General features: G+C 70.6%; 18 protein-coding genes. 10 read left to right on the top strand and 8 right to left on the bottom strand.

All coding sequences use genetic code 11. The features are described 5' to 3' along the window. From D7W82_RS10950 to D7W82_RS10935, 4 genes are all read left to right on the top strand, one after another. Positions 1–524, top strand: a 524-nt coding sequence (locus D7W82_RS10950; RefSeq protein ID WP_147439293.1) for a glycoside hydrolase family 19 protein, incomplete at its 5' end; no start/stop codon positions are given. Between the two features lie 130 nt (positions 525–654). Then, a complete protein-coding gene (locus tag D7W82_RS10945) occupies positions 655–1,866 on the top strand; it encodes an AAA family ATPase (protein WP_147439292.1) in 1,212 nt (403 codons plus the stop codon). After that, the gene (locus tag D7W82_RS10940) at positions 1,863–2,429 is read left to right on the top strand and encodes a hypothetical protein (protein WP_120618284.1); all 567 of its coding nucleotides are present in this window, start codon (positions 1,863–1,865) and stop codon (positions 2,427–2,429) included. Before D7W82_RS10945 ends, D7W82_RS10940 begins: the two co-directional genes overlap by 4 nt. A gap of 218 nt (positions 2,430–2,647) precedes the next feature. Beyond that, the gene (locus D7W82_RS10935) at positions 2,648–4,036 is read left to right on the top strand and encodes a hypothetical protein (RefSeq protein ID WP_147439291.1); all 1,389 of its coding nucleotides are present in this window, start codon (positions 2,648–2,650) and stop codon (positions 4,034–4,036) included. An 11-nt stretch (positions 4,037–4,047) separates the two neighbouring features. Here the strand turns inward: D7W82_RS10935 and D7W82_RS10930 are convergent, their stop codons facing one another. Continuing rightward, positions 4,048–4,830, bottom strand: a complete 783-nt coding sequence (locus tag D7W82_RS10930) for a hypothetical protein (RefSeq protein ID WP_120618282.1) — start codon at positions 4,828–4,830, stop codon at positions 4,048–4,050. A gap of 111 nt (positions 4,831–4,941) precedes the next feature. Next, positions 4,942–5,955, bottom strand: coding sequence for a GNAT family N-acetyltransferase (locus D7W82_RS10925; protein WP_147439290.1), 1,014 nt, complete (start codon positions 5,953–5,955; stop codon positions 4,942–4,944). 164 nt (positions 5,956–6,119) lie between these two features. Between D7W82_RS10925 and D7W82_RS10920 the strand changes: the two genes are divergently transcribed. The 4 genes from D7W82_RS10920 (at position 6,120) to D7W82_RS10905 (ending at position 8,968) form a co-directional block, all read left to right on the top strand. After that, positions 6,120–6,545, top strand: a complete 426-nt coding sequence (locus tag D7W82_RS10920) for a nuclear transport factor 2 family protein (RefSeq protein WP_120618280.1) — start codon at positions 6,120–6,122, stop codon at positions 6,543–6,545. Positions 6,546–6,731: 186 nt separating this feature from the next. After that, positions 6,732–7,514 carry a hypothetical protein gene (locus D7W82_RS10915; RefSeq protein ID WP_120618279.1) on the top strand — a complete coding sequence of 261 codons (783 nt, stop codon included), beginning with the start codon at positions 6,732–6,734 and terminating at the stop codon, positions 7,512–7,514. Between the two features lie 78 nt (positions 7,515–7,592). Next, positions 7,593–8,165: a YceI family protein gene (locus tag D7W82_RS10910; RefSeq protein WP_120618278.1), complete on the top strand. Its 573-nt coding sequence runs from the start codon at positions 7,593–7,595 to the stop codon at positions 8,163–8,165. Beyond that, positions 8,162–8,968 carry a ubiquinol-cytochrome c reductase iron-sulfur subunit gene (locus tag D7W82_RS10905; RefSeq protein ID WP_120618277.1) on the top strand — a complete coding sequence of 269 codons (807 nt, stop codon included), beginning with the start codon at positions 8,162–8,164 and terminating at the stop codon, positions 8,966–8,968. Before D7W82_RS10910 ends, D7W82_RS10905 begins: the two co-directional genes overlap by 4 nt. 57 nt (positions 8,969–9,025) lie before the next feature. On the opposite strand, the gene D7W82_RS10900 is transcribed toward D7W82_RS10905, so the two are convergent. The 3 genes from D7W82_RS10900 to D7W82_RS10890 all read right to left on the bottom strand — a co-directional run bounded on the left by D7W82_RS10900 (position 9,026) and on the right by D7W82_RS10890 (position 12,272). After that, positions 9,026–10,087 (bottom strand): CBS domain-containing protein, encoded by a 1,062-nt coding sequence (locus D7W82_RS10900; RefSeq protein ID WP_199727725.1) that lies wholly within the window; start codon positions 10,085–10,087, stop codon positions 9,026–9,028. 125 nt (positions 10,088–10,212) lie between these two features. After that, a complete protein-coding gene (locus D7W82_RS10895; RefSeq protein WP_120618276.1) occupies positions 10,213–11,322 on the bottom strand; it encodes an ArsA-related P-loop ATPase in 1,110 nt (369 codons plus the stop codon). Continuing rightward, positions 11,319–12,272, bottom strand: coding sequence for an ArsA-related P-loop ATPase (locus D7W82_RS10890; RefSeq protein ID WP_120618288.1), 954 nt, complete (start codon positions 12,270–12,272; stop codon positions 11,319–11,321). Before D7W82_RS10890 ends, D7W82_RS10895 begins: the two co-directional genes overlap by 4 nt. Positions 12,273–12,641: 369 nt before the next feature. On the opposite strand from D7W82_RS10890, the gene D7W82_RS10885 reads away from it, so the two are divergent. Then, on the top strand, positions 12,642–13,064 hold the full coding sequence (locus D7W82_RS10885) for an STAS/SEC14 domain-containing protein (protein ID WP_120618275.1): 423 nt from the start codon (positions 12,642–12,644) through the stop codon (positions 13,062–13,064). 19 nt (positions 13,065–13,083) lie between these two features. On the opposite strand, the gene D7W82_RS10880 is transcribed toward D7W82_RS10885, so the two are convergent. Continuing rightward, positions 13,084–13,767, bottom strand: coding sequence for a hypothetical protein (locus D7W82_RS10880; RefSeq protein WP_120618274.1), 684 nt, complete (start codon positions 13,765–13,767; stop codon positions 13,084–13,086). 159 nt (positions 13,768–13,926) lie between these two features. Here D7W82_RS10880 and D7W82_RS10875 point away from each other — a divergent pair, with 159 nt between their 5' ends. Beyond that, positions 13,927–14,349 (top strand): STAS/SEC14 domain-containing protein, encoded by a 423-nt coding sequence (locus D7W82_RS10875; protein ID WP_120618273.1) that lies wholly within the window; start codon positions 13,927–13,929, stop codon positions 14,347–14,349. A gap of 79 nt (positions 14,350–14,428) precedes the next feature. Here D7W82_RS10875 and D7W82_RS10870 read toward each other — a convergent pair whose 3' ends face one another. Further along, a complete protein-coding gene (locus D7W82_RS10870) occupies positions 14,429–14,809 on the bottom strand; it encodes a hypothetical protein (protein WP_233587414.1) in 381 nt (126 codons plus the stop codon). Between the two features lie 274 nt (positions 14,810–15,083). After that, positions 15,084–15,842, bottom strand: coding sequence for an immunity 52 family protein (locus D7W82_RS10865; protein ID WP_120618287.1), 759 nt, complete (start codon positions 15,840–15,842; stop codon positions 15,084–15,086). Positions 15,843–15,850 lie beyond the last annotated feature (8 nt).

Below are 15,850 nucleotides of genomic sequence, written 5' to 3'. Positions count from 1 at the left end.
GTGGGGTGACGGTGGCGCAGCTGCGGCGGATCATGCCGAACCTGTCGCAGGCGAAGGCGGAGCAGTACCTGCCGCACCTGAACAAGGCGATGGCGGAGGCGAGCATCAACACGCCTCGCCGCAAGGAGATGTTCCTGGCCCAGCTGGCGCATGAGAGCGGCGAGCTGCGCTACATGGAGGAGATCGCCTCTGGCGCCGCGTACGAGGGCCGCAAGGACCTGGGCAACACGCAGCCGGGCGACGGCAAGCGCTACAAGGGCCGCGGTCCCATCCAGCTGACGGGCCGAGCGAACTACCGTGCGGCGGGCAAGGCGTTGGGCATCGACCTGGAAGGGCACCCGGAGCGCGCGAAGGATCCGGACGTCGCGTTCCGCATCGCGGGTTGGTACTGGCAGTCGCGCAACCTGAACAGCTACGCGGACGCGGGCAACTTCCGCGAGGTCACCCGCCGCATCAACGGCGGCTACAACGGCCTCTCGAGCCGCGAGATGTACTACCGCCGCGCGCAGGACGTGCTGGGCTGAAACCTGTCCGACTGTCGGACAGGTTCTGGGACTCCGGGCCTTCGGGACCGGGGTCCCTTGTCGTTTCTGGGAGACGCTCGGTGGGGGATGGGCGTTCGCGCGCTGGGGCCCGTGAAGTAGGGTGGTGGTGATGCTGGAATCCATCCACCTCAAGAACTTCAAGAGCTTCGCGGACGCGGAGGTGAAGCTCGCGCCGTTGACGGTGCTCGTGGGAGCGAACGGCTCCGGCAAGAGCAACCTGCTGGATGCCTTGAGGCTGGTGCAGCGGCTGGAGTTGGGATGGACGCTGACGGAATCGCTTCAGGGACGCCGGGAGGCGGGCCGTGAAGTCGCTCCCGCACTGCGCGGTGGAAGCATGGGCCTTGCGCGCTCGGCGAACGCGCTGGTTGAGCTGACGCTTCGCTGGATGGCGGAGCCTGACCTGATGACTCACGGCATGGGCATTGAGGTTCGCGGGGAGCCCGTGTTTCGTTGGGAACGGGTGTCGCTGGAGGGGCCGGTCCTAAGCGGCTCGTCTCGGATCGCTGTCGATTCAGTGCCTGTCAAAGGCCTGTTGCCCTACGACTCACAACCCAGCATTTCGACGGACGAACGGAGCCTCACCTTCTTGGTCCCGAACGAGGCCAACCAAAGCGTCTATCGCCAAGCACTGCTTCGCTTCAGAGAGCTGTACGCAGGCCCGGCGGCTCAAGCCCTGACGCTGGGGCATTCTCTCTTCCTCGAGGTGATTCCTACGAGGATGCGGGGCTACTCGCCTCAGCAGGACATCGAATTGGGAACCGAAGGAGAGAACATCTCGTCCGTGCTCTGGTCCCACTGCGAGCGCCATCCGGATACCCAGCAGGAATGGGTCGATTGGCTGTCCGAGCTGTGCGGCCCGGAGATCGTCGGCCTCGATTTCAGCAGGACCGAGCTGGGGGACGTGATGCTCGTCCTCGTGGAGAAGGACGGGACCCGGACACCCGCGCGAAGCTTGTCGGACGGGACATTGCGCTTCCTGGGAACACTGGTTGCATTGAGGACCGTGCGGGAGGGCAGCCTCGTGATTCTGGAAGAGCCTGAAACCGGACTTCATCCACAGCGCATCCACCTTCTCGTCGAGTTCCTTGAGTCCGTCGTATGTGAGCGCGGGCTTCAGGTCATCCTGACCACGCACTCGCCACAGGTCCTTCAAGCTCTGTCCGCCGAGTCCCTGAAGAACACCGTGCTCTGCGCTCGCTCCCCAGACCAAGAGGGCACGATGCTGCGCCGCCTGGGGGACCTTCCGCACTTCGAGGAAGTGTCGCAGCGCTCCAACATCGAGCACCTGTTCACCACGGGCTGGCTGGAGCGCGCATTGTGAAGGTCCTCGTCATTCCCGAGGACCCCACGCGCGACCAGTACATCCTCAAGCCCATCGTCGAAAAGCTCTTCGAGGAATTGGGACGGAAGGCCCGTGTCGAGGTCCTGAAGGATCCTCATCTCCGAGGCACTTCCGAAGCGCTCGATAAGAAGACGATCGAGAGCATCGTCGCGGAGAACCCGATGGAGAACCTGTTCCTCCTGATGGTCGACCGGGACGGGGATCGGATGCGGAACTCCCATCACGCAGCGGGTCGCGAAGCGGATCATCCACATCGGCTCATCGCCTGCCTCGCACGCGAAGAGGTCGAAGTGTGGATGCTCGCGTTGCATCGCGATGAACTGGGCGCTGCCTGGGCGGAGGTTCGTGCTCACCAGGACCCCAAGGAGCACTACGCGGACCCTTTCCTTCGCCGGAAGGGATGGCTGATGCAGGTGGGCAGTGGCCGCAAACGCGCGATGCAGGGACTGGGAGCCCAGTGGCAGGCCCTGCTCACGGTCTGCCCGGAGCTGAAGGACCTTCGGGACCGGCTGCGAGCCTGGCTGGACCGCACTCCTGTCTGAGTGAGTCCACGGCTGGGGATGTGAGGTCCGAAAGGCGGATCCTGCCCGGCTCAAAGCCCCTGATTCCGGGCACCTGACGCTGGCGCACCGGCTGCACAGGCACGGGCTCCTCCTTCCTCGGAGCGAGCCTGATGTCCCGAATCGATGCGCCCGGTAGCAGTCCCCTGTCCCCCGAACCCACGCTTCCTGAACCTGATGCACCCGCGCCGGAACTCCGCGTGGGCACGACCGCGTCCCGCAGGACCTCCGTCGGTGAGAGCAGCGCGTCCTCGCCGTCGCGCAACGAACTGCGGCCCTATGACGGCCCCTCCGTTGCTCCGTTCTCACCTCGTCCCTCCACGCACGCGGAAGGTCCCGCAGTGTCCGCGCGCGAGCTCGCGGCCATGGGCGGCCGGCTGCGCTCCCCCTCCGCCCCCGTCCCCGAGGACGTCTATGCCTCGGTCCGCTCGCACCTGACGCGCAGCCTGTCGAACCCCTTCCTCACGGACAGCGATGTGAAGGCCACGCACGATGCGCTCGGCTCCGTGCCTCGCGATGCGTACCAAGCCACGCTGGAGCGCATGGACCGTGATGGGCTGCTCGCCACCTATGTGTCCCGGATGGATGCTCCGTCGCGCCAGGCCTTCCTTGAGCAGGCCGCGTCCAACGGCGTCCTCTCGCGTCGCCCGGGCGGCGTGGAGGGGCCGCTCGGCATGCCTGGACGGCCGGAGACCTTCGTCAATGATCCGAAGCTGCCCACTGCCCTTCGCGACGCGGTGAACGGGCACGCCACCGACACGGGCCGCGCCGCCGTCGTCGCCTACGACGCCTCCCTGCAACGCTACGGCGACGCCGTGGCCCAGGCCGGCAGCCTCCAGGCCCTTCGCGCGCTCGGGCCTCCTCAGTCGCTGGACCTGCGTGAGACGTCGCTCGGCCTCTCCTGGTCCGACCCCCAGCGCGAACGCTATGAGTCCGAGTGGAAGGCCGGCCTGGGACGACCCCAACACTCGCTCGTCCAGGCCTATGAGACCGTCACCGCCCGCGCGCAGGTCCTCTCCGGCGAACGTCCCGCCGGTGCCTTCGTCTCCGCCGAAGCGAGCGCGTCCCACGAGATGCTCCACTTCAAGCGCACGGCCCATGCCTCCGCGCGCGGCACCACCGACCTCCAGACGCAGGCGGGCATCGCTTCGAAGGCAGGCCCCCTGGGCCTGGAGGTGATGATGGACGCTCACGGCAAGACGGAGACCCAGCTCCAGGTGGACCTGGGCATCGTCAGCGTGAGCCGCGACTCGGAGGGCAAGGTGGAGCTGTCCATGGGCGCGGGCCCGCATGCCCGTGCCTACGCGGCCCTCAACCCGCGCACCGCGGAGTTCGGCGGCGGCGTCTCCTTCGAAGTCTCCGACAAGGAGAGCCAGAGCCACGCGGGCCTCAAGCTGGGCTACGGCCTGCGCGGCCTCACCCCCGAGCGCGCCTCCCAGGCCGTCCGCAACGACATCCCCGGCCTCTTCAGCCGCCCCCAGGACCTGGACCCCGGCGTCGCCTGGGAGGCCCTGCCCGCGGAGCGCCGCGCCCTCTACGAACGGCAGGGCTGGACGCGCGAGGAGTGGGCCCAGGACTCACGGCGCTGACGACCTCCCGGTCATGGCGAGGACTGCGCCGAACGCTTCGTCGGCGCCTCCTCCGTCTCCGCTTCCGGGCGCAGGGAGATGGCCGTCCACAGCGCCAGGTGCCACGGGACGAAGAGCAGGGCCACGCCATACGAGAACAGGGCCAACGGCAGGGCGATCAGGATCCACACCACCGCCGCCGCCCACAGCACCGTCGAAGCGATGGACTGCATGTCCCTCGACCGCGAGTGATGGCCCATCAGGGAGAGCCCGGTGAAGAGCCAGAGGACCGAGCCGATGCCGAAGGTCACCTCGGCCGCCGCCGGCATCCGGAGGTACTCGAGGAGGATCCACACCCCCACCATGCCCACCGACTGGTACAGCGCGCTCACCACCGCCAGGGTGGCGTTGCCCACGCTCAGCCCCGGCTTCCTGGCGTCCGCGCCCTTCGTCTCCAGCAATTCAGGCGGCAGCTCCATCGCGTACGGATAGCCCATGGCGAGCAGGGCCTCCTTCGCCGCGTGCCGCACCTTCATCCCGCCCGAACCCGTGTAGTCCCCCACCGGGTTGCTCCGGTCCAGGAGCCCCAGCAGCAGATCCGCCCGCTCCCGCGGCGGTTCGTCCGGCGCGGGCGGCCGGCCCAGGCCCACGATGAGCGCGTCGATGTCCGCGCGCACCATCCCCGGCGAGCGCACCTCCTCCAGCAGGAACGTCAGCGGCGGGGACGACACCTCCGCGAGGGACTCGGGAACGTCGTCGGGCGCCTCGTCGGCGATGGAGGACGGCGGCGCGGAACGGAGGGCTTCCTGGGACATGGGTGCTCCTGGAGGACAGTCATCCTCCGGCGGAGGCCCGCGAGCAAGGGGGGCTGCCCCCGCCCTCGGGTGCCATGAGGAGACAGTGTCCGTGGAGCCACCCCGGACGTGTCAGCGCAGGAACTTCTCCACCACCACCACGTCGTGCCACGCACCGTCCACCCGCGCGTGCTTCTCGTGCGTGCCCACCGTGGTGAACCTCAGGCGTTCGAACAGCTTGCGGGTGTGCTCCTGGTCCGCGAGGACGCAGGTGGTGAGCTTGTGGAGGCCCGCTTCTTCCGCGGCCTTCAACAGCGCCTTCAGCAGCAACTCGTCCACGCCCCGGCCCCGGACGTCCTTCGCCACGAAGAGGCTGAAGTCCGCCACGCCCGCGTAGCACTCGCGCGAGCTGTAGGCGCGGGTGGCCGCGCACGCGACGACGCGCCCGTCCTCCTCCGCCACCAGCACCGGGTGCCGCCCGTCGTCCTCGCCTTCGGATGGCGCCTCGAAGGTCGTGGGCCGCCGCGCGAGCGCCGCGTCCTGGAGGCCCGCGATGGCGTCCCGGTCCTCGGGCGTGGCGGGCCGCACGGTGGGCGGGGGCGGCGATGCGCGCGGGGGCACCGGGGCCTCCAGCGGAGCCGGAGCCGACATCGCCATCACGATGGCGCACACCAGCGCCGCGTGCCACGGCATCAGGAGCGCCGTGACGAACTCCCCCTTGAACAGGGCCACCACGGCCATCAACGCCCAGACCACCGCCTGGAGCACGAACCACACCGACCCGCTGGCCTGACGCTTCAGGTCGCCCCTCGCGATGCCCCACAGCGACACCAGCGAGGGGAACAGCACCAGGAACGCCACGGTGCCATAGCCCTTGGAGAGCAGCGCCCCGAAGTCCCACGGCGTCACGTTCGCCAGCGGCATCACCCGGCGCAGCTGGTACAGCGCGCACAGCGCGAGGAAGACCGCGGTGCCCCAGCCGGGCGGCGAGTGCTCCACGGCCCTGGGCGCCGGGGCCTGGGCCTCCGCCTCACCCGCCACCGCCGCGGGAGGAGCCAGGGCCAGCAGGGCCGCCTCGGCCTCCTGCCAGGACTGCTTCCTCGGGGCGGTGGACGGCGGCTCGGGGCGGTGGGCTTCCTGGGACATGACGGCGTTCAGTCTTCCTTCACCGGGCCACCCGGGAGCAAGGGGGTGGGGCCTCCGTCCGGAGGACGAGGGAGCAGCCGCGGACGGCGGCCACCTGCCCCTCGCGTGCGCACCCTTCCCGGGCACACCCCTGATTTCTCATTCGCGACGAGCGAGGACCCCCGATGCCGATGGAACGAGCGCAGCGGTTCGTGGACGCACTGTTGAAACTGGAGGAGCACGGCGACATCGAGCCGATGGTCGCCCTCTTCGCCGACGATGCGCAGGTGAGCAACGTCGCTTCACCCAACGTCTTCTCCGGCACCGAAGGCGCCCGCCGCTTCTGGACCGAGTACAAGGGCACCCTCGGCCAGGTGAAGTCCACCTTCCGCAACATGATTGAGTCCGGCGACCGCGTGGCGCTCGAATGGGAGACGCAGGGCACCGGGCGCAACGGGGCCGCCATCGCCTACGAGGGCGTCTCCATCATCGAGTGGGACGGCGACCGGGTCCGCCGCTTCTTCGCCTACTTCGACCCGCACGCCCTGGGCCAGGAGCTCGCGCACGGCACCGCGCCCCGCTCGCAGGTGCCCTCGACGACACCGGCCTGACACACGGACGCGACTTCCGGCGGTCCCTGGGGTTCTTATGGCTGAGGCCACCCGGGGACATGCCGGCAGCGCAAGGTACACCCGGACCCTGTGTGCACTGCCGTGCACCCGAACCGCGAGCCGGGGTAGCCTGGGAAGACATGGCCCCCCTTTTTCCGACGGGCCGCGTCGTCCCCCGGGAACCCCATGATGACCCGCGTCATTTCTCCCCTCCTGGCCGTCATGCTCCTGGCGGCCTCCCCCGCTGGCGCGGCCCTCGCGCCGGACGCCCCCGTGATGGTCGCCGCGGCGAAGCGCAAACCCGCGAAGCGCAAGCCCGCCACGCCGGTGCCGCCCCCTCCGCAGGAAGCCGCGCCCGCGGCGCCGGTGACGCCGGACGTCACGCCGCCCGTGTCCGCCACGCCGGAGCCCGGCTCCGCCGCGCCGCAGGACTCCAGCGCCGCGCCGTCGTCCGAGCCTGGCCTGGACTTCGACCTGCTCACCCCGGAGGCGGAGGCGTCCGCGGGCCTGCTGGATCCGAACCTGCAGAAGGACCTGGAGACGCGCCGCACCATGCTCAAGCTGCACCAGGGCCTGGGGCTGGCCATGGCGGGCGGCCTCACCGCGGCCACCGTGCTGGGGCAGCTCCAGTTCAACGAGTCGTTCCGGGGCGGCGGGGATGACCGCACGCTGCTTGCCTGGCACCGGGGCGTCATCATCGGCACGTCGGTGCTGTTCGCCACCGTGGGCACGCTGGGCCTGCTGGCTCCGGATCCGGTGGAGCGCCCGTTCCAGTGGGACACGGTGACGTTCCACAAGATCTTCATGAGCCTGGCGACCGCCGGGATGATTGCCCAGGCGGTGCTGGGCATCCTGGCCACCCACAGCTACGGCGAGATCACGGAGCCGAAGTACGCCACCGCGCACCAGGTGGTGGGCTATGCCACGTTGGGCTGCGTCGCCGCGGGCATCGTCACGCTCACTTTCTGACCCCATCCCCCTGTCGTGAATGTCTCCGCGCGCCGGCCGTTGTGCGGAGACAAGACGTAGCCCCCTCTGGAGGACGCCGTGATTGCTCGACGACTCGTTCTTTCCGCTGCCCTGCTGTTCGCGCTGCCCGCCGCCGCGCAGAACGCGAAGATGTACTCGGTGAAGAAGGACGCCAGCTCCCTCACCTACAAGCTCATCCACAAGATGCACACCGTGTCCGGCAAGGCGCCGCCCAGTGAGGGCAAGGCCGTGCTGAAGCCGGACGGCACCCTGCAGGTGGCCGTGCGCGCGCAGGTGAAGGACTTCGACTCGCAGAACTCCAACCGCGACACGCACATGCTGGAGGTGACGGAGGCCGCCAGGTTCCCGCTGGTGGAGGTGAAGGCCGTGGGCACCGGCGTGAAGCCGCCCGCCACCTTCCCGGGCAGCGTGCCGGTGACCCTCAAGGGCAAGCTCACCTTCCACGGCGTGACGAAGGACGTGGAGATCCCCATGACGGTGAAGTTCGACTCCGCGAAGCAGGTCACGGCGGACGGGTCCTTCAAGATCAGCCTGGAGGGCTACAACATCGAGCGGCCCACGCTGCTGCTCGTGAAGGTGGAAGACGAGCTGGTGCTGGAGCCGCACCTCGTCTTCACGGAGGGCACGTGAGCTCGTCGCGCCGGGACTTCTTCAAGAAGCTGCTGGGAACGGGCGTGGTGGTCGCGGGCCTGCCGCCCGCGTGCGCGCCCAACATCGACCCCGCGCCGGTGCTGGACGTGCCCATGCCCGGCGAGGACGGCCTCGTGTCGCTGGTGGTGCAGCGCTACCCGGATTTGTCCCGCGAGGGCGGCGCGGTGACGCTGCGCTTCCCGAAGGAATCCGGGCAGGAGAACCTGCTGGTGATGCACCCCACGGCGGACACCTACGCGGTGCTGTCCGCCACGTGCACCCACGTGGGCTGCCCCATGGGCTTCGACGGGAAGGAGGCCGTGTGCCCCTGCCACCTGTCGAAGTTCGCGCTCGACGGCACGGTGACGCAGGCGCCCGCGACGGTGCCGCTCACTCAGTACGTGTGCACGTACAACGCGGGCACGCAGGTGCTGAGCATCAACATCTTGGACGGTGATCCCAACTTCCCCGCAGTGGTGGGCGGCAAGTTGGCGCTGACCTTCGAGGAGTTCCCGGACCTCCAGAACACAGGGGGCATGGTGAGCGGCCGGCCCAGGGGCTACGGCAAGACGATCTTCGTCTTCAAGCTGGAGGACGGCTCCTACTCCGCGGTGGACTCCGTCTGCACGCACCAGGGCTGCACCGTGGGCTTCGAGGCGAGCATCAACGAGCTGCTCTGCCCGTGCCACGCGTCCACGTTCAGCAAGACGGGCGTGGTCGACCCCGGGGGCGCGGCGACGGTGAACCTGAAGACGTTCCCCGCGACGGCGGACGCGTCCGGCGTGGTCGTCTCCATCGCCTGATGACCGTGGCCTGGACGACGGGAGGCCCTCCGCGCCTCCCGTCTCCTCGGGCCTTGATCAGCGCAGTCGGCTCCAGAACGAGCGCCGGGACGAGATGCGCTCCAGCGCCTCCTGCAGCTCCTCGTCCTGGTCCGCGCGGCTGGCGATGTCCCCCAGCGCGATGATGCCCACGAGCCGGTCGTCGGGCTCCACCACGGGGATGCGGCGCACCTGGCGGCGGCCCATCAGCTCGATGACGCCGTGCAGGCCCTCCTCCGGCAGCACCGCCTCCAGCTCCTCCGTCATCACGTCCGCGGCGCGCAGTCCGTCCACGGCGCGTTGGCCCGTGAAGGCGCGCAGCGCCAGGTCGCGGTCCGTGACCAGCCCCAGGAGCCGCCCCTCCGCGTCCACGATGGGCACCACGCCGCAGTCCTCGTCGCGCATCAGCTGCGCCACCTCGCGCAGGGAGCTGTCACGGCGGGCGGTGCGCACCTGGCGGGTCATGATGTCGCGCGCGGTGAGCGGCTCGCGCTTCCAGCGGCGTCGCGAAGCGTCGGACGCGTCCCGGGAGGCGCGGAGCCTCGGGTCCAGGGGGAAGGTGGCCTCCCGCCTGGGGGCCAGCCGTTCGCGCAGGTGCGGGTCCTCGCGCGGCGCCGGTGACGCGCGGCGCGGGCGGTCGCGCAGCAGGGGCTCCTCCCCGCCGTAGCCGCTGCGGTCCCACTCGCGGTAGTCGGCGCGCTCGGGGGGCATCTCCTGGACGGTGTCCTCGCCCTGGGTGCGCCGGGGGCCCGCGCCGTTGGCGTAGCGCACGTCCCGGTCGTCGCGGCCGTAGGGGCCGGTGGCGCCGCCGTCGCGCTCGCCCTCGCGGTCCGCGCGCCAGGTGCCGGTGTCGTCCACGTCCGTGCGCACGCGGCCCAGGCGCCACGCGGCGGCGCGGTGGAAGCGCCCCTGGCGGTCCGCGGGCAGCTCGTCGCGCCCGGGGCTCCAGCCGCTCACGTCGGACTCCGAGCGCTCGCGCGAGCCCGGCGGCGCCACGTCCGGTGAGCGGTGCGTGGCCATCGCGTCGGTGGGAGGCGTGGAGATGTCCGCGCGCCCCAGGTCATGCCTGCCGTTTCCGTTGCTGTAGTCCTTGGTGCCCATGTGCGTCGCAAGCCTCCTCGACTTGCGAACATGGGAAGCGGGCCCGGACGCGCAAAGCTCCAGCCGGCCAGGTGCGGCGCCGCTCGCCCGTCCGCCCTGGCGCGGGAGGCAACCCGGGCGGGCCGTCAGACGACGGTGAGCGCGTCTCCCAGGTGCACCAGCCCCCGGAAGTCCTCCAGGTCCGCGCCCGCGTCCGGCGCGGCGATGGCCAGCGCGCCCCGGGGCAGCCCTTCGGCCAGCCTCGCCAGCAGCGAGCGGTGGGCCCTGGCGCGCGCGTCCTCCACGCCCGCCAGGTGCTCCAGCGCGCTGACGGCGTCCGTGTCCGCGGCGTTGCTCGCGTGCGGCTTCAGCGCGGCGGCCGGGGCCAGGCCGTCATCCCGCGCCCAGCTGCGGTTGAGCACGTAGCCCGCGAAGGGCAGCCCCTTGGCCTGGAGCGCCTCCTGGAAGAAGGTGGCCTCGCGCAGCGCGGCGGCCTCCGGCGACGTGACGAGCAGGAACGCCGCGTCCTTCGACGACAGGTGCTCGCGCAGCCGGTCCGCGTGCAGGCGGATGCCGGCGAACAGGCCTCCGAAGGCGGCGACGAAGGAGCGCATCTCCTGCGCGAAGCCGCCGCCGAAGATGCCGTCCAGCACCTTGCCCACCAGCGCCTGCGCGCCCTGCCACAGCCGGCCCGTGCGGCCCGAGTCCGGACCGAAGAGGGAGATGATCCGCTCGTCCAGGAAGCGCGACAGCCGGCCCGGGGCGTCCAGGAAGTCCAGCGCGTGGCGGCTGGGCGGGGTGTCCAGGACGATGAGGTCGTAGTGGCCCTCCGCGATGAAGCTGTCCAGCGCCTCCGCGGCGGCGTACTCCTGCACGCCCGCGACCAGCTCCGACAGGAAGCGGTACAGGCGGTGCTCCAGGATGGTGCGCGCGGCGCTCTCCGTGGCGGACATCCGGCGCACCATGCGCTCGAAGACGATGCGCGGCTCCAGCATCCACACGTCCAGCCGGCCCTCGCCGCGCTTTCCGTCCGCGAACAGGCGCTCCGCGGGCACGGAGGTGGGCTCCGCGCCGTTCTCCTTCAGCCCCATGGCCTCCGCCAGCCGCCGCGCCGGGTCGATGGTGAGCACCAGCACCTTGCGACCCGCTCTCGCCGCGGCCACGCCCAGCGCCGCCGCCGTCGTCGTCTTGCCCACGCCGCCCGCGCCGCACAGCACGAGGATCCGCTTGTCGCGCAGCATGCCGTCCAGGTTCATGGCGTGGCCTCCCGTCCGCCGCGGGACGCGGCTCCTTCGAGTGAGGACTCCAGGAGCTCCGCCAGCCGCTCCACCAGCGCCATGCCCGTCAGCGCCAGCTCCGGCAGGCCCCAGTGGGGCACGCCCACGCCCGCCGCCAGCCGCTGACGGGCCATCCGCGCGCGCTCCAGCCGCTCCAGCGCCCGCTGCCCCCGGTGCGGCCCGTGCGTCTCCAACAGCCGCTCCAGCGCCGCGCGCGACTCCGGCGTGAAGGGGTCCTCCGGCATGCGGTTGAGCACCGCGGCGGACAGGGGCAGGCCCACGTCCTTCAGCTCCCCCACCAGCGACAGCGTCTCGCTGACGGGCAGGGGCTCCGGCAGCGTGGTGAGCACCACGCCCGTGCGCGCGGGGTCCTGGAGCAGGTCCAGCCCCTCACGCACCGCGCGCCCCACGGGCCCGCCCGGCATCAGCGACAGGATGCTCCGGGGCAGCGTGGCCAGCGCCAGCGCGTGGCCCGTGGCGGGCAGGTCCACCACCGTGAGCGGGTGCACCCGGCGGCCGTCCGGGTGCGTGAGGCGCACCAGCGCCAGGAGCTGGAACATCAACCCCATCTCCTTGAGCGCGGGGCCCGCCTCCAGGAAGCGCCGCAGCGCCCGCGAGCGCAGCGCGGCCTCCGCCAGCCACTTCACGGGCAGCGTCTCCTCCAGGAACAGCCGGTGCCCCTCCTGCGCGGACAGGCGCACGAAGGACAGGTTCGGCCCCACCGGCACCACGCGCGGCCCGGCCTCCTTCACGCCCACCAGCCCCGCCAGCGTGGACGGGCCCCCCTCGTCCGGGGACAGCTCCGCCAGCAGCACCGGCCGGCCCGCGCGCGCCGCCGCCACCGCCAGTGCGGCGGAGAGCGTCGTCTTGCCCACGCCGCCCTTGCCCGACACGAGCACGGCGCGTCTGCTCCACAAGGACTCCAGCACCACGCTCCCATCCCCCGCGCCAGCGGCGCGACCCTTCACGGTGAGCAAGGAAGCGCGTTCCGACAACCGGCCGGAGATGCGCCCAGGGGCGGCCGTCCGTCTGGCCGCCCGCTCCACGAGCATAGCGGCTTTCTGCTCGCGCCCCGCAGGTCCCCTGCGCCGCGCTGACCCGGCCGTGACACAACGGCCACATCCCAGCGCCATGACGCGACGTGCGAGGAATGACCCGGCCCGGAGGGACACGTGGCGTGCGCGGACGCGACGACCCGGAGGGTTGGGCGGGCGGGTTCCCTCGGAAAAGGAGGGGTCACGGGCTGGTGACGGGCCCCGGGTTTTGGGTACCCTGCGGCCCTCTGCGTGGGAGAGGGCATGGCGGTGCTGCGGGAGTGGGTCTTCGGGACACAGCGTGTCTCGCTGGAGGACTCCGACATCCTCTGGATCAAGGTCCGGGGAGCGTTTTCAGAGACGGACGTGCGGGAGCTGGTGGACCTGTTCCACGAGCTGGAGGCGGGGCCGGACAAGCCCCTGTACCTCGTCGCGGACCTGAGCAGCTCCGAGGGCCTGTCGGTCGCGCCGCGCAAGTACCTGGCCAAGCACCTGAGCCCCACGTGGTTCCGCGCGGTCTGCTTCTTCGGCGCCAAGCGCACGCATCGCGAGGTGCTGCGCGCGCTCGTGGCGGTCGTCAACTTCACCAGCGGCACGAGGGTGGAGGCGGAGTTCTCGGACTCGGAGGCCCAGGCCCGCGCGTGGCTGGCGTCCCACCGGCGCCGTCAGGCAGCGGCGCCGCGCTGAAGGCCCGCCCGGGCGTCCTTCAGTGGACGGCCCAGCGCTCGGCGATCTCCTCGCACGCGAGCACCACGTCGCCCAGCCGGCGGATGTGCGCGCGCGGCGCGACGAACAGCGAGCCCGCGAACACGTCCACCACGGTCATCAGCCGGTGGTCCGCCGGGCCCAGCCGGCACAGGTGCTGCTCCGCGAAGCGCTGCAACAGCGTGCCAATGTACTGGCCGCTGCGCTCGTCCAGCGGGTGCGTCTTGGAGAAGTAGAGCTTCATCAACCCCACGCGCGGGTTGCCGTGCTTGTCCAGCCGCTGCACCACCACCTCCGGGCGCACGCTGATGGTGACGCCGGCCATCTCCAGCACGGGCGGCTCCGCGCCCACCGCGCTGATGATGGCGTCGTCCAAGTCCAACCAGGGCACCAGGTCCGCGAAGCGCTCCAGCGCCTCCGAGCACAGCTGCATGCGCTGCGCCTCGAACTCCGTCTGCGGCACCGCGCAGGCGAACCGGCGCTGGGACTCCCGCAGCACGTTCAGGTCCAGGCCCCGGCAGAGGAAGTCCGTGATGGCCTGGGACGCCTCCGGATAGCGCAGGTACTGGGCATCCGGCGGGTGCTTCTGGTCGTGGATGATGCGCTTGCGGCGGGCGGGCGTGGCGACCAGGTACTCGCCCAGCTTGTTCACCGAGACTCGCGGCAGTTCACGGGTTTCCGTCATGGTGTTTCCCCCTCTGAAAGGCTGTCGGAATGGGTACACAGTACAGAGGGGGTCTGACATCCAATGGACAGCCGGAGCTTGTACGGAAGGGCAGGGGCGCTTCCCTGGACCGGAGGGGGCCGGCGTAGGGTTTCTTCCAGAAGCCGGGGGGAGAACCGCATGGAGCAACAGATTCGCGAGTGGACGTGTGGCGCGCACCGGATCCGCATGACGGCGCCGGACGTGTTGCATACGAAGTACACGGGGCTGGTGGGGCTGCAGGACGCGAAGTGGGCGCTGCGCGTCTACGAGGAGATGGCGGCGCAGGGGCCGTTCTACCTGGTGGCGGAGGTGCCGGGGTCGGAGCTGCCGGCCGAGTCGCGCAAGTACCTGGCCAACAACGTGCGCGCGGAGTGGATGCGCTCGGTGGTGTACGTGGGGTCCGACCTGTCACAGCGCGTGGTGGGCAAGGCGATGTCCGTGGCCATGCTGCTCACCGGCCACGCGGCCAGCTTCGACACGGTCTTCGTGGACACGATGGCGCAGGCGGATGCGTGGGTGGACGCGCACCGGTTGGATCACGCCCCGCGCCGCGTGGGCTGATCCCCGTCTCCGGACGTGACGAAGGGCCAGGACGGGGCGGAAAAGCCCGGCTCCTGGCCCTCGGTGTTTCCAGGGCGCTTCAGCGCTCGCGGTCGGGCAGGCGGTCCGGGTGGCCGTAGCGGTACACGTCGGACACCGGGTTGGTGCCCGCGTCGCTGCGGGGGCCGTCGCCGTCCGGCATGTCGTCCAGCGATGACCCCGGGGCGCGCTCGCGAGGGTCATACGGATGCAGGCCGCTGGCGTCGCGGAGGCGCAGGTCGCGGTCGTCCGCGTCGTCCCCGGCGCGCGGGTGGATGCCCTTCTCGTCGGCCTCGGTCAGCTCACGGCGGGGCTTGCGCTCGTCGTCTTCCTCTTCGGTGTCGGGGCGCTGGGGTTCGCCGTCTTGTCGCGGCGTGGTCGGACGCCCGTAGAAATCCTCGGCGGGCTGCGTGGGTGCGGGACGCTTGTCGTTGCTGGCCATGAAGGAATCCCTCCGTCGGAGGAGGTTCGTCATCGCCCCCTGTGTCCGGCAACCCGCTCCGGAAGCGCCCGTCCGGGCCTGGAGGGCAGGCAGCCAGGCATCAGGGCCCTCCTGTGCGCGGCGTGTCTTGTCCGCCTCGCCAGACCCCGCGTGGGCCTGGGGCAACCTGGCAGCCAGCGGCCCGCACTTGGTGAAGCCGCGGATGCGATCCATTCAGCCGACCCCGGCGCGATCCATTGTCCCGGTCCCTGTGAGCCTTTCAGCGGCTCGTGATTCAGGACGAGACGGGATGCATGAGCCCTGCCCGGGCCAGCAGTTCGCGCACACGACGCGCCAGCGCGATGTGCTCGGGGTTGGCTACGGTGAATCGCTCTGGAGTCAGGATGATCAACGAGCCCCTGTCCTCCACGGGCTCGATACGCACAGGGGCGGGCAATGGCGGCACCTTGCCCAGGTGACTGGAGAGGTACGTCACCCAGCCAAGCCACACGTCGGCCTTGCCGTCCTTGTCGTCCAGGTCTCGATGCGTGCGGGACATTGCCGCGGCCCAGTCGGGTTCCCAGGCAAGTGCCATGCTGCGCGTCACGTCCATCAGCACGGAGGCTGTGAAAATACGCTCCGCGTTTGCTCCCTGGCTGGGGAGCGACAAGAAACAGGAGTTAGAAACTGCTTCCGCATATCCGCCGCAGTGGATGCGCAGGGCCGCGCAATCACGACTGGCTCCGCCGTTGTCGAACCAGAAGCTGAAGCCCAAGTCCTCAAAGACGGGCCCCCCTTTCTCCCGGTTGACGCCTCGCCGGAACATCTCAGCGAGCGTAGGCATGTCGGGCGGCATGAGGGGATGCTTGCGCGCGTCCTTCCGCGACTTGGCGGGCTTGTACCAGTGGGCCAGGAACGGGTCGCACTCCGCCAAGAAGTTGAGGAAGCCCGCTGTGCGACGGGCGCACTCCTCGGGAGACTCTTTGCGCGGCCCCCAGTAGGCGCCTGCAAAGTAGGTATCGGAATAGGTCTCTGAGTCGAGATTCACAAGCATGAGGTTAT

Source organism: Corallococcus sp. CA049B (assembly GCF_003611685.1).
Taxonomy (GTDB): domain Bacteria; phylum Myxococcota; class Myxococcia; order Myxococcales; family Myxococcaceae; genus Corallococcus; species Corallococcus coralloides.
Note: the sequence above shows the minus strand (reverse complement) of the source record. Positions and strands in the feature narration are given on the sequence as shown.